This window comes from Afipia sp. GW822-FHT03D08, from assembly GCF_058801645.1.
The window spans coordinates 3,031,657-3,046,379 of record NZ_JBXANK010000001.1; the positions used below are offsets into that span (position 1 = coordinate 3,031,657).

The 14,723-nt window shown below is 60.6% G+C and carries 13 protein-coding genes; 5 read left to right on the forward strand and 8 right to left on the reverse strand.

Annotation, left to right across the window (positions count from 1 at the left end; genetic code table 11):
- Positions 1-1,189: 1,189 nt before the first annotated feature.
- The 3 genes from AC1RM7_RS15015 to AC1RM7_RS15025 all read right to left on the reverse strand — a co-directional run bounded on the left by AC1RM7_RS15015 (position 1,190) and on the right by AC1RM7_RS15025 (position 3,378).
- Positions 1,190-1,543 (reverse strand): hypothetical protein, encoded by a 354-nt coding sequence (locus AC1RM7_RS15015; protein ID WP_492233915.1) that lies wholly within the window; start codon positions 1,541-1,543, stop codon positions 1,190-1,192.
- Positions 1,544-1,679: 136 nt separating this feature from the next.
- Positions 1,680-2,189, reverse strand: coding sequence for a hypothetical protein (locus tag AC1RM7_RS15020; RefSeq protein WP_492233914.1), 510 nt, complete (start codon positions 2,187-2,189; stop codon positions 1,680-1,682).
- Positions 2,176-3,378 (reverse strand): tyrosine-type recombinase/integrase, encoded by a 1,203-nt coding sequence (locus AC1RM7_RS15025; protein WP_492233913.1) that lies wholly within the window; start codon positions 3,376-3,378, stop codon positions 2,176-2,178. The genes AC1RM7_RS15020 and AC1RM7_RS15025 overlap by 14 nt, the downstream gene beginning before the upstream one ends.
- A 322-nt stretch (positions 3,379-3,700) precedes the next feature.
- Here AC1RM7_RS15025 and AC1RM7_RS15030 point away from each other — a divergent pair, with 322 nt between their 5' ends.
- Together AC1RM7_RS15030 and chrA are read left to right on the forward strand one after the other, a co-directional pair.
- Positions 3,701-4,525 (forward strand): chromate resistance protein ChrB domain-containing protein, encoded by an 825-nt coding sequence (locus tag AC1RM7_RS15030; RefSeq protein ID WP_024920228.1) that lies wholly within the window; start codon positions 3,701-3,703, stop codon positions 4,523-4,525.
- Positions 4,522-5,925 (forward strand): chromate efflux transporter, encoded by a 1,404-nt coding sequence (gene chrA, locus AC1RM7_RS15035; RefSeq protein WP_024920229.1) that lies wholly within the window; start codon positions 4,522-4,524, stop codon positions 5,923-5,925. The genes AC1RM7_RS15030 and chrA overlap by 4 nt, the downstream gene beginning before the upstream one ends.
- A 21-nt stretch (positions 5,926-5,946) precedes the next feature.
- On the opposite strand, the gene AC1RM7_RS15040 is transcribed toward chrA, so the two are convergent.
- Entirely contained in the window at positions 5,947-6,498 is a 552-nt protein-coding gene (locus AC1RM7_RS15040; protein ID WP_081758693.1) for a TetR family transcriptional regulator, read from the reverse strand.
- A 72-nt stretch (positions 6,499-6,570) separates the two neighbouring features.
- Between AC1RM7_RS15040 and AC1RM7_RS15045 the strand changes: the two genes are divergently transcribed.
- Positions 6,571-6,807, forward strand: a complete 237-nt coding sequence (locus AC1RM7_RS15045; RefSeq protein ID WP_081758691.1) for a DUF2798 domain-containing protein — start codon at positions 6,571-6,573, stop codon at positions 6,805-6,807.
- Positions 6,808-6,854: 47 nt separating this feature from the next.
- A complete protein-coding gene (locus AC1RM7_RS15050) occupies positions 6,855-7,793 on the forward strand; it encodes an NmrA family NAD(P)-binding protein (protein ID WP_024920231.1) in 939 nt (312 codons plus the stop codon).
- Positions 7,794-7,884: 91 nt separating this feature from the next.
- On the opposite strand, the gene AC1RM7_RS15055 is transcribed toward AC1RM7_RS15050, so the two are convergent.
- Positions 7,885-9,894, reverse strand: coding sequence for a DEAD/DEAH box helicase (locus tag AC1RM7_RS15055; RefSeq protein ID WP_024920232.1), 2,010 nt, complete (start codon positions 9,892-9,894; stop codon positions 7,885-7,887).
- 251 nt (positions 9,895-10,145) lie between these two features.
- Between AC1RM7_RS15055 and AC1RM7_RS15060 the strand changes: the two genes are divergently transcribed.
- On the forward strand, positions 10,146-10,562 hold the full coding sequence (locus AC1RM7_RS15060; RefSeq protein WP_006023065.1) for a DUF1236 domain-containing protein: 417 nt from the start codon (positions 10,146-10,148) through the stop codon (positions 10,560-10,562).
- Positions 10,563-10,626: 64 nt separating this feature from the next.
- On the opposite strand, the gene AC1RM7_RS15065 is transcribed toward AC1RM7_RS15060, so the two are convergent.
- From AC1RM7_RS15065 to AC1RM7_RS15075, 3 genes are all read right to left on the reverse strand, one after another.
- Positions 10,627-11,427, reverse strand: a complete 801-nt coding sequence (locus AC1RM7_RS15065; RefSeq protein ID WP_006023064.1) for an FAD binding domain-containing protein — start codon at positions 11,425-11,427, stop codon at positions 10,627-10,629.
- 17 nt (positions 11,428-11,444) lie between these two features.
- A complete protein-coding gene (locus AC1RM7_RS15070; protein ID WP_006023063.1) occupies positions 11,445-13,799 on the reverse strand; it encodes a xanthine dehydrogenase family protein molybdopterin-binding subunit in 2,355 nt (784 codons plus the stop codon).
- Positions 13,800-13,884: 85 nt separating this feature from the next.
- The gene (locus tag AC1RM7_RS15075) at positions 13,885-14,370 is read right to left on the reverse strand and encodes a (2Fe-2S)-binding protein (RefSeq protein ID WP_006023062.1); all 486 of its coding nucleotides are present in this window, start codon (positions 14,368-14,370) and stop codon (positions 13,885-13,887) included.
- Positions 14,371-14,723: the final 353 nt, after the last annotated feature.

A 14,723-nucleotide genomic window follows, 5' to 3' on the forward strand; every position in this document is an offset into this window, starting at 1 on the left:
TTTGAAAAGGGTTTGGGAAATCGCCGCTCATGAGCGGAAATCGATATGGGTGCGTCCGAAGGGACCATGGAGAGGTGAGCGAGCCACAAACCGCGTGGACGCGCCTCCGCAATGCTTCAGATCATTTTCGAGCTATCAAGCCGCGCGGGGGCATCGTGCAGCCGATCAGCCGTTTGCGGATGCCTTAGAGACCCATCGCGATAGACTCGTTTTGCAGCGCGCTGCGAGATGTGCTCGTGCCGCATGCTCGAAATCAAAACATAGTAAGGTCAGGGCACCGCGCAAGCAGACGCGGTCCTGCGTGGTGTCCACCAGTGTCGCTAGGTGTCTCGCAACGAAAATAAATTTGATAAAGCGTCAAGAGGCGGCCCTCCGAGCCCACAAATCAGTTGAATTCGAGGTCGGCGCGATTAGGCCTGATTGATCAAGACACATGGGCCACGAGTCCCAGAGGTCCGCCGGCATCAGATTGTTCGCGGTATCGTTTGCGACCTGCTCGATGCGCAGCCGGTCTTGGCGTGGTAGCATCTTGAGGACGCGATGAATGCCGCGGATGCGCATGCTGTCGAAGATCGCGTTGGCGTGCTCCGGTATCAGCGGCTTGATAGTTTCGGTCGGTTAACGCGGATCTTGTCGAACGGATTCTGATGTTCAGCAGTTCGTGGCCGCGGCAGTTCGGTCGCAATCGGCGTTCGCCCTGAGGCGCGTGACACCGTCCTCCGTCGCTGTGCCTTTGTCGTATGCGACAGTTCCGCCGATCTTCCCGATGTAAACCGTCTCCGGGATGCCGGTCGCGCTAGATGCCGTGTTTGCGGACGCCAGAACTCCGCACAATCACCTCATCGGTCGTGATGCCCGCCAGGTCGACGGCGACATCCACGCGTGTGACCTTGCCAGTCAGGACGAACTCGAGGAAGTCTACACCCGCGATCGACAATAATAGAGTGTCGTCGCCTGAATCGCGTAACGCGATGTTGCGCCATAAGGGATGCCCCGCTTGACGCAGTAGTCCTCAAACGAACGGACGTTGCTTTGAACTTGAACCGAATCAAGGTCAGCTTTCGTATCCGACAGCTTGTCGATTTTCAGGATGGAGGTTGGTATTGAAATTGATGCAGACATGCGAAATTATTCGTTCGAATGACGTTCCCTTGAGTTTGATTGTGGTGAGTGTGAATAACCCGGCTTATTAGAGCGAGCCGCCCGAATTAGCGTCTTCAGCGATAGCTGGCTTCGCGCTGACCGGTTTCTTCCCGCGCTTGGGTGAGCGTTTTGCAGCCGCTACCTTGCGCGGCTTGCACTTCGAACGATAGAGAATAACCCACGGATCGGTCTCGCTATACGCAGGGGCATAGTTTCCTGCGCGAATGCGGCCGATGTAGTCGCTCAAGTCCTCGATATGAACGCGCGTGCCGCCGCTGTATGTGATGCGGAGTCGGAGTGCGTCGACTTCGCTGTAGAAATGCGATTTTGAAATGTTGAGCCTGGCGCAGACTTGCTGCCGGGTGAGAAAAATCTCGTTTGTAAGAATGCGATCGTCCATTGCTTTTGTCCGGTTACACCAGGAGCGGTGCCTGACCGGAAAATGGGGTCACAATGGGGGCCCAGCAGGTGCGTCAAAACCGGGGCCTATCCCAGTGCCATGTAAAAACGCAGTATCGAAGTGTGCGATGTTTGCGCTAGGGCTTGGGGGCTTCTTGTTGCCGGAGATATTCGTCGGCTCGCATAGTCAGCAGCACCCAGCGAACGACGATCCGGGCGTAACTATCCTTAAGGCTGCGCCGTTGACTAGCCTTCGAACCCCGTTCTTTCGCCGTAATCTCCAGCGCATCTTCCTGAGTCTTGCCTTCGTCCCGCAACTTCTTCATGCGGGCAGAGAAGGCGTCATCGAAGATTCGGGGGCGTCCCCCCTTTTTCGGCGGCGTTCGGATGCCGATCCGCGGTTTAATCAAAAAGTCGCGGACAAGTACCTCGGCTAGCCATCTGAAGCGATCCAGATCGTCCGGATCGATGCCGTATTTTTCAAACAGTCCCGGGATCTCGGCGTAGGTGTGAGTTGTGACAGCATCCTCCGTGCCCGGAGGCTGGAGGATCTGCTGCTCGTCTTCGTCACCCCAGACCCCCTCCAGAATAATGTCCGGGCCCAACGGCTGATCGCGGTACGGATAGATGACCTTACGGGGAGGCATCAGCCGAAATTTCCATGCAGAAGTTCGCCCAAGCCTGCATCAGGGCTCGTCGGCGATCAAGGAGATTGCCGCGTCTATAGGCGGCCTCCGCCTTGTTCTTGATGGTATGGGCCAGTGCCATTTCGACGAGCTCGTTCGGATACTCGGTCGTTTCGGCGGCCCAATCGCGGAATGTCGAGCGGAAGCCATGCACCGTGAGGTCTGAACGGTTCATCCGCTTGAGGAGGGCCAACATGGCCATGTTCGAGAGCGGTTTGTCGATTTCCTGCCCAGGAAAGACGTAGTCGGTTTCCTGACTCAGATCCGCCAAGATTTCTATGGCTCGGTCCGACAGTGGCACTTGATGTTCGACGCCCGCTTTCATGCGCTCAGCCGAGACTGTCCACACCTTCTCCTTGAAGTCGATCTCGTCCCATTTCGCGCCAATCGTTTCACCTGTCCGTGCGGCGGTCAGGATGGTGAATTCCAGGGCTTTCGCGGCCGTGCCATCACGACTTCGAAGGTCGGTCATGAACGTTGGTATGTCGCGAAAGGGAAGAGCAGGGTGATGTTGGACCTTGGCCACCTTCCGCATGGCTGGCAGCACTTTATTTAAATGACCTCGCCACCGAGCCGGATTTTCGGCGCTCCGATACTTGTGCGCCGCCGCCCAATCCAAGATGGCTTCAATACGGCCCCGAACTCTTGATGCGGTCTCGGTCTTGGTAGACCACAGCGGTTTCAGGATATCGAGGACGTTGTCGACGGTGACAGCATCGACAGGAAGCTTTCCGATTTTCGGATCGGCGTAGGTGGCCAGGGTGTTCTTCCACTGCTCGCGATGTTTCGGATTGCGCCATCCACTTTCCTGCAAGGCGATGTATTCAGTGGCGCATTCCGAAAATGTCTTCGTGGACGATTTCCCCCGCTGCTGAAGGGGATCAAGGCCCTCTCGCAGTTGCTTTCGCGCGACCTCAGCCGCCTCGCGAGCCTCCTTCAACGAAACGTTCGAAGCGCTTCCAAGCCCCATTTCGAAGAGCTTCGGCTTTCCATTTTCATAAACGCGGCCTGGAAGTCGATACAGGAAAACCCATCGGCGGCCACCGTTCGCTGAAACGCTCAGATACAGACCGTTGCCGTCTGCATGGCGGCCGAGCTCTTTAACGGTTTTGACGGTGCGGGCCGAGAGCCGATTGATCTCGCGAGCCATGTGTGCCCCAACATTCAATAATTTCTGCCCCAACAAATAACTCGGATCGGGGCAGACATCAATGGACGGGCAATGACGAGTGTAGACAATAACATATTGATAAAACTAAGATTGATAGACATCGTCGAACAAGGTTGTTCACCGTAGGACATTAGTTCGACACCCTCCCTCTCCGCCAACAACCTCCCGGGGCATCAGCCCGACCCCGTTCGCAATTGACAAAATGTCGCTCTTTGGCTGTACTTGAGGCCATGGGGAAAGCGATCTCCCCACAAGGCGACATGCCCAAGAATCGCGTCCAGTTTTTCAACAAGGACGCATCATGTCAGCTATCAATGCAATTCCCCCCGAAAAGCTCTCCCGTTTGATCGGCACGCCCGCGTGCCCCATTCTCGTCGACGTCAGGACTGACGAGGACTTCAAGGCTGATCCGCATCTGATACCCGGCGCAAGGCGGAGCGATTATGCGCAAGCCGCCGCGTGGGCATCGGCATTGTCCGGCCAGGCCGTCGTGGCAATTTGCAAGAGAGGGCAGAAACTCAGTGAGGGTGTTGCAGCATGGCTTCGTCATGCTGGCGCTTCCGCCAATATTCTTGAAGGCGGCATCGAAGCCTGGGCAAAAGAAGGCCTTCCGTTGGTGCCTGCTTCAAAGCTGCCTGATCGAGATCCGCAAGGCCGGACGGTCTGGGTAACCCGCTCGCGCCCCAAGATCGACCGGATCGCCTGCCCGTGGCTGATCCGCCGCTTCATCGATCCATCGGCGGTGTTTCTGTTCGTAGCGGCTTCGGAAGTTGAAGCCGTCGGAGCGCGCTTCGGAGCTGTTCCATTCGACATTGAGAACGTATTCTGGAGTCATCGCGGCGAACTGTGCACGTTTGACGTGATGATCGAGGAATTCGGACTCGAGACCGCGCCGCTCAAGCGTCTGGCGACCATGGTTCGGGCTGCGGACACGGCCCGGCTCGATCTCTCGCCCGAGGCTCCCGGTCTGCTTGCGGCGTCGCTGGGCCTGTCGCGAATGTACGCCGATGACCTGAAACAGCTTGAAGCCGGCGTGGCGCTGTACGATGCATTCTATCGCTGGTGCCGGGACGCAAGCGACGAAACCCACAACTGGCCATCGCATAAGGCAAAAGTGAAGTCATGACCGACGCTGCCGCAACGTCTTCAATCTCCACGGAACGAAGCACACCCAGCTTCCCCACCCTGGGGGAGGCTTTCTGGGTCTGGCTGCGGATCGCCTTGCTCAGCTTCGGCGGCCCCGCCGGGCAGATCGCGGTCATGCATCGTATCCTCGTCGAAGACAAGCACTGGGTTTCAGAGAGCCGGTTTCTGCATGCGCTGAACTACTGCATGCTGTTGCCGGGTCCTGAAGCGCAGCAGCTTGCGACCTATATCGGCTGGCTGATGCATCGTACGCGCGGCGGCATTATGGCCGGCGGGTTGTTCATTGTGCCGGGCGTCATCGCCATCATGGCGCTGAGCTACATCTATGCTGCGTTCGGCAATGTGGCGTTTGTCGCCGCGCTGTTCTTCGGCCTTAAGGCGGCTGTTCTGGCGATCGTGATTCAGGCCGTCTTCCGCGTCGGCAAGCGGGCTCTGAAAAACCGGGTGATGCAGTGGCTGGCGGCCGCCGCGTTCGTGGCGATCTTCTTTTTCAATGTGGCGTTTCCCGTGATTATTCTGGCGGCGGGGCTGATCGGGTTTTTCGGCGGCCGCGCAGGTCTTGCCGCGTTCGCAGCGGGTGGCGGGCACGGCAGCGATAAGTCCACCGCGCTCGTGGATAGTCTGCTTGGCGATGAGTTGCCGCTGCACGCGCGCCCGAGCGTGGCGAGTTCCCTGCGTGTCGCGGCGGTCTGGCTGCTGCTCTGGCTGATCCCGGTGGCGTTACTCTTTCTGCTACTCGGACATGGCAATGTCTTTACGCAGATCGCGGTGTTTTTCAGCAAGATGGCCATGGTCACGTTCGGCGGGGCCTATGCCGTGCTGGCCTACGTCGCACAGCAGGCGGTTGAGAATTATCACTGGCTAAAACCGCACGAAATGCTGGACGGCCTCGGCATGGCGGAAACAACGCCGGGCCCGTTGATCATGGTGCTTCAATTCGTGGGCTTCATGGCCGCCTTCCGTGATCCCGGCACGCTGCCGCCGATGATCGCAGGAACGCTGGGCGGCCTGCTGGCGACCTGGGTGACGTTCACGCCATGCTTCCTCTGGATATTCCTCGGCGCGCCGTTCATCGAAACCATGCGTGGCAACAAGGCGCTTGCAGGCGCACTGTCGGCCATCACGGCGGCGGTGGTTGGCGTGATTTTGAATCTGGCGATCTGGTTCGCCGTCCACACGGTCTTCCGCGGAACGTTTCCGGTGCAGCGCTTCGGGCTGTCGTTCGATGCGCCGGTGCTCACCAGCGTCGACCCATGGGCGCTTGCGCTTTCCGTCGCCGCGGCGGTTGCAATATTCCGCTTCAATGCCGGAATGTTGCAGACCCTTGCCGCCTGCGCGGCGGCAGGCGTTGCGCTTCACTTCGCCGGGTTGCTTGGATAAACCCGGCGAAGAAGCCCTCGATTATTTCCGCTGCCGCGCGCTTTCGAGCAGCGTCATGCAGGCTTCTAGACAGGCCGCAGCAATCGTCCGGCCCAAGGGGCTCGGCTTCTTGTTCAGGAGCCGATGCATCACCACGCCGTGCAGCATCATCATAACAGGATACGCGACGTTCGCGGCCCTGCTTTCGTCCACACCGGCGCGCACGAGATGGGCGGTGTATCGTTTGATCTCGGCCCCCTGTGCATCTGTTGTGACACGCTCCATCCAGCCGCGCCCGTAGAGCAATTCATAATCGCGAGGGTGGCTGGTGCCGAATTCGAGATGCCGCACGCACGCGTCCCGGAAGTCGCGCGATTTTCCGAGATAGGCCGAGAAGCGCTGAAAGGCGAGCGTGCGCAATGCCGTCAGCAGCGCCTCCCGGTCGGCGAAATAGCTATAGACCGTCGGCGTCGTGGTCGCCGCTTTCGCCGCAACGCCGCGGATCGTTACCGCTTCCTCGCCGCCTGACTGCCACAGGGCGTCGGCGGCCTTCAAGATTTTGTGAGGTAGCTCCGGATCGGCAGTTCGTGGCATCGGGTCCTATTGCTTTTACATTGTATAAGTTATACGTCGTCTAAATAATAACTCATCCCCAGGAGCAGGCAAATGGCCCTTCCCCCCAAACTGATCGGACCCACGATCTCCCTGATCACCGGCCTGATTACCTCGACCAGCATGTCGTTCATCGGTCTCGCCTTGAACTATGGCTTCCAGCCCGATTTCGCGTTCCGTTGGCTGAAGGCCGCGGGAACGAGCTACGTCGTAATCGTACCGATGTTGATGATCCTTATCCCGCCGATCCAGCGCTTCGTCATGCGGCAGGCCGGAGTGCCGACGCGCTAACGTATCGCCCCAGTTCGCATTTTTGAACGTAATCCAAGGTCAGCATCATGACGACGAAATACAAACTCGACAAACCGATCCTGGTGACCGGCGCAGCCGGCGCCATAGGCGGCGTCGGCCGCAACGTCACCGAATTCCTGCTCGCAAAGGGACATAAGGTGCGCGCCCTGGTGCGGCGTGAGGACGAACGCGCCGACGTCCTGCGGCGGCTCGGTGCAGAGGTCGTAAAAGGCGACCTGACAAACCTCGACTCGATGCACCGCGCCATCGAAGGTTGCGGGCGGATCTATTTCGGAATGTCTGTCTCGGCGGCTTACCTGGAAGCCACGATCAACACCGCTGCGGTGGCGCGCCACCACGGCGTCGAGGCTTTCGTGAACATGTCGCAGATGACGGTCTCGCAAATGAGTATCAGCGAGAGCACGGAGAGTCCTCAGCACAAGCTGCATTGGCTCGCGGAGCAGGCTCTGTCCTGGTCGGGACTGCCGGTTGTCACGGTGCGGCCGACAGTCTTTTTCGAAGGCTTCTTTCTTGTCCTTGCCGGCGTCAGCGTGCGGGCCTCGGACGCGTTGATGCTGCCGATGGGAAGCGGCAAGATTTCGCCGATCTCTGCAGTCGATGTGGCAAGTGCGGTGGCAGCGATCCTCGAAGATCCCGCACCGCATATCGGACAGATTTACGATCTGACCGGGCCGGAATCGGCCGATCTGGACTATTATGCGCGCATTTTCTCAGAGGCGCTCGGCAGGCCTATTCGATATCGCGATGTCCCGCTCCCGGCGTGGAGCGAAGGTCTTCGGCAGGCGCGGTTTCCTGAGCACGTCGTCAGCCATCTTTCGGCGATGGTCGAGTTGACCCGGCAGGGACGTTACGATCGCATGACGGACACCATGCGCAAGCTCACCGGCAAACCACCGACGAACATGCGCGACTTCGTGAAGCTCCATGCGGCTGAGTTCAAGCCGCGGGAACCTGCGCATTCGTGAAACTCTCAGCGAGCGTGACGCTTTACTTGACGGGCTTCCTGGACGAGCCCGTCAGTGATGCGCGAGACGGATGATCGCCAGGCGTTAAGTTTTAGGCGCCTTTGCGGTGCTTCTTTTTCTTCGGCTTCTTGTTGAACGCCGGCCTCTCGACATCGGGCCAAGTCTGGCGGTCGGCTTTCTTGCCGGGCTTCGGGCCTTTGCCGCGCGGAGGCGGACCCTCGAAGCGGCGGGCATCGTCCCGCTGGGGTTTTCCGCTGTGCCTGGGTTTGTCGTAGCGCGGTTTGTCCTCAAAGCGCAGCTTGTCGTCGTAACGAGGTTTCGCGTCGTAACGCGGCTCGTCATTCCGTCGCGGCTTGGCGCCGAGATCCTTGTCCCTGTGCGGCGGCTTGCGCGGACGTTTTTCAAACGTGCCGCTGTCGCCCTGTGGTCCGTTCGGCAGCGCCTCGATGCGGATATTGTCTTCCTTGTCGGGGCGCTTGATCTTCGCAGCGAATTCATCGGCGGCGGTTGCCGAAATCTCGAATTCGGTGCTGCCGTCGAAGATACGAATGGCGCCGATGTCCTGTTTGCCGATTCCGCCTCGGCGGCAGATCATCGGCAGCAGCCAACGCGCTTCGGCGTTCTTGTTGCGGCCAATGGCAGCGCGGAACCAGACGCTGCCTTCCGGCATCTCGCCCCGTGATTTCGACTTCGCGCGCGGTGCGCGGTCGTCGCCGCGCGGCTCGCGGCTGTCGCGTTTTGCCCCGCGATCCTCGCGCGATCCTCGGTCATCGCGTGACCTGCCACCCTGGCCGGGATCAAGAATGTCTTCCGGCGAGGGCAGGCGCGAGCGATAGAGCCGCGCCAGCGCCGCTGCGATGTCCTCAGCCGAACGCTCGGCGAGCAGTGCGCGCGCCAGAACGAGATCGTCTTCGGTGGTCGCTTCACCGAACAGCGCGTCCTGCAGCATACGCTGCTGGTCGAGCGCGCGGATTTCCTCCACGGTGGGAGACGTGCCCCATACCGCATCGATGCCCGCCATGTTCAGCAGCAATTCGGCGCGTCGTTTGCGTGCGGGGATCACCAGCATCACGCTGATGCCCTTCTTGCCTGCGCGTCCGGTGCGGCCGGATCGATGCTGAAGCACTTCGGGATCGTTCGGCAGGTCGGCATGAATGACGAGGCCCAAACTGGGCAGGTCGAGGCCGCGCGCCGCAACGTCCGTGGCGACGCAGACCCGCGCGCGTCCGTCGCGCAGGGATTGCAGCGCCTTGGTTCGCTCGTTCTGGGTCAGTTCACCGGACAGCGCGACCACGGAGAAACCGCGCTCAAGCAGCGCGGCCTGCAAATGGTTTACCGCGTTGCGGGTGTTGCAGAACACGATCGCGCTGGGGGACTCGAAAAACCGAAGCACATTGACGACGGCATGTTCGACGTCGCCCGGCGCGATACGGATCGCGCGATACTCAATATCGGCATGGCCGCCGTCGCCGCCAGCCACTTCGATGCGGAAGGGGTTGTTCTGATATTGCTTGGTGATGGAGAGAATCGTGCGCGGCAGGGTCGCGGAGAACAGCAGCGTGCGGCGGGTGTCCGGCGTGGTCTCGAGGATGAATTCCATGTCCTCGCGGAAGCCGAGATCGAGCATCTCGTCGGCTTCGTCGAGCACGACGGCTTTCAGTTCGGAGACGTCGAGGCGCTTGCGGCGGATGTGATCGCACAGCCGTCCCGGCGTACCGACCACGATGTGGGCGCCGGCCTCGAGTTCGCGCTTCTCGCGCTGCGGGTCCATGCCGCCGACACAGGACACGACGCGCGCACCGGCATAGGCGTAAAGCCATTCCAGTTCGCGATGAACCTGCAATGCCAGTTCTCGTGTCGGCGCAACGATCAAGGCGAGCGGCGCACTTGCTCGCGGCAGGCGGTCGGCATCGCCCATCATGTCGCTGGCGATCGCCAGCCCGTAGGCGACGGTCTTGCCCGAGCCGGTCTGGGCCGACACCAGAAGATCGCGGCCGATGGCATCGGGCGCGAGCACGGCGGTCTGTACCGGAGTTGCATCGTTGTAATTGCGCTCGGCCAGGGCGCGGGCGAGCGGGGGACTTGCGGACAGGGATTTCACGTTGAGACCTTGGCTGGCGTTGCCGCCATGAATGAGAAACGCCTCAATGCACGCACGACGCGCGCATCCGGCAGTTTCAAAGAAATCGATGAATTGGGGGTGCTTTAGGCCAGTTTTGGTCAAAGAGCCATCAATAAGTGCGGTGTCTGCCATCGGAATAAGGCCATTCCGCGATCTCGCTGCGCCGGGAGGAACTATTCGACCGTGGGCTACTTGTGCTCCCCGAGAATTCTTAACCGGGAGATTTAGATATGAAGAGAACCATAGTTGCTTTGGCGATGATTTCTGCGAGCGCGCTCATTCCGGCCGCAGCATCGGCTCAGGGTGTTCCGGGCGGCGTCGAACGCGGGGCTCGCGAGGGCGAACGCGTGGGCGGGCCGGTCGGGGCGATTGTCGGCGGGACCGTTGGTGGTGTTGTCGGCGGCGTGGCCGGCGTTCTCGGCGTCGATCAGCGCCCGCGCTTCCGCAGTTACGTGGTCGAGCAGCGTCGCCCATCCTATCGGTATCAGAACGACCTCGCGGTCGGTGTCGTTCTTCCAGAGGAAGGCGTGACCTACTACGACGTCCCAGAGGAGTATGGCGTCCGCGATTATCGCTACACGGTGGTGAACGACCGCACGGTGCTGGTCGATCCGCGGACCCGTCGCGTGGTTCAGATCGTCGACTAATTTAGACCCTCGTAGAACACAAAGGCCGCCCCTCAGGGCGGCCTTTATTTTGCAGACGGACTTGTCAGCCCGCCGCGGCAACTGCGCGCTGCGCCATCACCTTGATGAGGTTGGCGCGGTAAGTGGCCGAACCGTGGATGTCTTCCATCAGCCCGTCAGCCGAAATCGTCACGCTGTCGATCGCGCCAGGGGACCAGTTGGCTTTCAGTGCTGCCTCGATGGCCGGGACGCGCATCACACCGTTCTGTGACGCTCCGGTCGCGGCAACGCGCACGTCTCCCGATTTGGTCTTGGCGACGAAAACGCCGGTGAGCGCGAAGCGCGACGCCGGATGGCGCATCTTCGAATAGGCCGCCTTTGCCGGAATCGGGAACGAGACTTCGGTGATGATCTCGCCGTCCTCCAGCGCCGTGGTGAACAGGCCCTGGAAGAAATCGTCGGCCTTGATGCTGCGCTTGTTGGTTTTCACCGTGGCGTCGAGCGCCACCACGGCTGCGGGATAGTCTGCTGCCGGATCGTTGTTGGCGATCGAGCCGCCGATGGTTCCGCGATAACGAACCGCGGGATCACCGAGCACCGAGGTTAGATGCACGATTGCGGGGATTGCCTTCTTCGCATCCGCGCTGGTGAGGATGTCGTAGTAGGTCGTCGCCGCCTTGATGACGAGCGCGTCGGCGGTGGCCGATACGCCGACCAGCGCAGGGATGCGGGCGAGGTCGATCACATCCGACGGCTGGGCAAGGCGCTGCTTCATCACCGGCAGCAAGGTGTGGCCGCCGGCGAGATACTTCGAATCGGAGCCCTTCTTGAAAAGGGCCACGGCGTCATCGACGCTTGAAGGACGGTGATAGGTTGTCTCGTACATGATGCGTCTCCCCGTCCTTACTCTGCGGCCTGTTGCTGATGAATGGCGTGCCACACCCGGTCGGGCGAGGCCGGCATTTCGAGCTTGTTGTTTCCGATAGCGTCGGTGATCGCATTGATCACCGCGGGTGTTGAGCCGATGGCGCCGGCTTCACCGCATCCCTTGATGCCGAGCGGATTGCTCGGGCATGGCGTCATGGTGTGCGACACCTTGAACGAGGGCAGGTCATCGGCGCGCGGCATGGCGTAGTCCATGAACGATGCCGTCACGAGCTGTCCGCTCTTGTCGTAGACCGCGCCTTCGAGCATTGCCTGTCCGATGCCCTGTGCGAGGCCGCCGTGAACCTGGCCTTCGACAATCATCGGGTTGATCAGGCGTCCAAAGTCGTCCGCCGCGACGAAGTTGACGATGTCGGTCTTGCCGGTGCCGGGATCGACGTCGACCTCGCAGACATAGGCGCCGGCGGGGAACGTGAAATTGGTCGGATCGTAGAACGCGGTCTCTTTCAGCCCGGGCTCCATGCCATCCGGCAGGTTGTGCGCGGTATAGGCGGCGAGTGCGACCATCGGCAGCGCGATCGCCTTGTCGGTGCCGGTGACTTTGAATTCGCCGTTCTCGATGACGATATCGTTCTCGGAGGCCTCCAGTTGATGCGCGACGATTTTCTTCGCCTTGGCTTCGACCTTCTCCATCGCCTTGACGATGGCCGACATGCCGACCGCGCCAGAGCGTGAGCCGTAAGTGCCCATGCCGAACTGCACCTTGTCGGTGTCGCCGTGAACGATCGACACCTGACCGATCGGAATGCCGAGACGGTCCGCGACGACCTGGGCAAACGTCGTCTCATGGCCCTGACCGTGGCTGTGCGATCCGGTCAGGATCTCGATGGTGCCAACGGGATTGACCCGCACCTCGCAGGATTCCCACAGGCCGACGCCAGCACCGAGGCTGCCGACGGCTTTTGACGGCGCGATGCCGCAGGCTTCGATGTAACAGGAGAAGCCGATGCCGCGCAGCTTGCCTTCTGCCTTCGCCTTCGCCTTGCGGGCAGGGAAGCCGGCATAGTCGATGGCTTTCAAGGCTGCGTCGAGCGAGGCGTTAAAGTCGCCGGCGTCATAGGCCATGATGACCGGCGTCTGATGCGGGAAGCTGGTGATGAAGTTCTTGCGCCGCAGTTCGGCCGGATCGACCTTGAGCTGCCGCGCCGCGGTTTCCATCATCCGCTCCATCACGAAAGAAGCTTCGGGACGGCCCGCGCCGCGATAGGCATCGACCGGCGTGGTGTTGGTGTAGACGCTGACCACCTCGGCATAGATGTTCGGGATGTTGTACTGGCCCGACAGCAGCGTGGCGTAGAGATAGGTCGGCACCGACGACGAGAACAGCGACATGTAGGCGCCGAGATTGGCGTGGGTCTTCACCCGCAGGCCGATGATCTTGTTGTCCTTGTCGAAAGCCATTTCGGCCCTGGTGATGTGATCGCGGCCGTGCGCGTCGGTGAGGAACGCCTCGGTGCGGTCGGACGTCCATTTCACCGGCCGGCCGGTGCGCTTGGAGGCCCACAGCGCCACCATTTCCTCAGGATAGATGAAGATCTTTGAGCCGAAGCCGCCGCCGACATCGGGCGCGATCACGCGCAGCTTGTTTTCCGCCGCGACATTATAGAACGCCGACAGCACGAGGCGCGCGACATGCGGATTCTGTGATGTTGTATAAAGAGTGAAATGCTCTTCCGCGGAATCGTATTCTGCAACCGCCGCGCGCGGCTCCATTGCATTCGGCACCAGCCGGTTGTTGGTGATGTCCATCGCCACAACATTGGCGGCCTTCTTGAAGGCCTCGCCGGTGGCGGCTTCGTCGCCGATGCTCCAGTCATAGATCACGTTGCCCGGCGCTTCGGGATGAAGTTGCGGCGCGCCGGGTGCGATGGCTGAGCGGATATCTGCGACCGCCGGCAGTTCCTGGTAAGTGACCTCGACGGCTTCCGCCGCGTCGCGCGCCTGATTGCGGGTTTCTGCGATGACGACTGCGACGGCGTTTCCGACGAAGCGGACCGTTTCCGGCGCCATCGCCGGCCACGCCCCCATTTTCATCGGCGAGCCGTCCTTGGAATGGATCATCCAGCCGCAGATCAGATTGCCGATCTTGTCATCGACAAGCTGCTGGCCGGTCAACACATCAACAACACCCGGCATGGCCTTGGCGGCGTCGACATTGATGCTTTTGATCTTCGCGTGGGCGTGCGGGCTGCGGACGAACGACGCGTAGGTCATGCCGTGGAGGCGGACGTCATCGGTGTATTTGCCCTTGCCCGTGATGAAACGCTTGTCTTCCTTGCGCGTGACCCGTGCGCCAATACCTTCAACACTCATAATCCCGACCTTTCCATAAGGGCTGCCTTGATCGCGCGAGCAGCGCGGGCAGTTGCACATCTGATTATTGGGTCGTCGCTGCGGATCATTCCGCGGCGGCGGCAACCTTCATGCGTCCGGCGGCGTCGAGCACCGATTTGACGATGTTGTGGTAGCCGGTGCAGCGGCAGATGTTACCTTCCAGCTCGTGACGAACGGTTTCCTCGTCGAGGCCGGCGGGATGGCGCTGCACGATGTCGATGGCGCTCATGATCATGCCCGGCGTGCAATACCCGCACTGAAGGCCATGATTGTCACGAAAGGCAGCCTGCATCGGATGCAGGGTATCGCCCTTGGAAATGCCCTCGATGGTGGTGACGTTGGCGCCGTTGGCCTGGCCGACCAGGGTGGTGCAGGATTTAACCGCGCGCCCGTCGATGTGAACGATGCAGGCGCCGCACTGGCTGGTGTCGCATCCGACATGCGTGCCGGTAAGCCCAAGATGGTCGCGCAGCAGGTGGACCAACAGCGTTCGATCCTCGACGTCGGCAGACACCGCCTTGCCGTTGACGGTCAGTTTGACTGTAGACACAAGCACCTCCCAGGTTATTCCGAAGTGATTTTCAGAAAACGGTTTTTGTAATTGTTCTAATTAACAACCGGCGCGCAAAACTTTGCAACGCCGATTTTCGTCGCGGATGTCATTGCACGATCATCTGAGCGTGAAACGCGTCGCGTGTTCGATGCGCGATGTCTCTCGGTGTTGATCTCGCAGATGCGAAAGGAATTGTCCGGTGACGGCTAACTTTGGATTGCGATGGCATGCCCAATCTCTCACCAGCCTTCAGCGGCTCATCGTCATTTGCCAGATTCAATTTTCAAACAGCATGCGCGTGGGGCTTGCTCCATTCGCGCCAACGAAAGGCGTGCGCATTCGCTCTCGCG

Coding starts and splice junctions, on each gene's coding strand:
- AC1RM7_RS15025 (WP_492233913.1), bottom strand. CDS start 3,378: ATGGCTCGCGAGATCAATCGGCTCTCGGCCCGCACCGTCAAAACCGTT.
- AC1RM7_RS15040 (WP_081758693.1), bottom strand. CDS start 6,498: ATGCCACGAACTGCCGATCCGGAGCTACCTCACAAAATCTTGAAGGCC.
- AC1RM7_RS15020 (WP_492233914.1), bottom strand. CDS start 2,189: ATGCCTCCCCGTAAGGTCATCTATCCGTACCGCGATCAGCCGTTGGGC.
- AC1RM7_RS15070 (WP_006023063.1), bottom strand. CDS start 13,799: ATGAGTGTTGAAGGTATTGGCGCACGGGTCACGCGCAAGGAAGACAAG.
- AC1RM7_RS15050 (WP_024920231.1), top strand. CDS start 6,855: ATGACGACGAAATACAAACTCGACAAACCGATCCTGGTGACCGGCGCA.
- AC1RM7_RS15030 (WP_024920228.1), top strand. CDS start 3,701: ATGTCAGCTATCAATGCAATTCCCCCCGAAAAGCTCTCCCGTTTGATC.
- chrA (WP_024920229.1), top strand. CDS start 4,522: ATGACCGACGCTGCCGCAACGTCTTCAATCTCCACGGAACGAAGCACA.
- AC1RM7_RS15060 (WP_006023065.1), top strand. CDS start 10,146: ATGAAGAGAACCATAGTTGCTTTGGCGATGATTTCTGCGAGCGCGCTC.
- AC1RM7_RS15045 (WP_081758691.1), top strand. CDS start 6,571: ATGGCCCTTCCCCCCAAACTGATCGGACCCACGATCTCCCTGATCACC.
- AC1RM7_RS15065 (WP_006023064.1), bottom strand. CDS start 11,427: ATGTACGAGACAACCTATCACCGTCCTTCAAGCGTCGATGACGCCGTG.
- AC1RM7_RS15015 (WP_492233915.1), bottom strand. CDS start 1,543: ATGGACGATCGCATTCTTACAAACGAGATTTTTCTCACCCGGCAGCAA.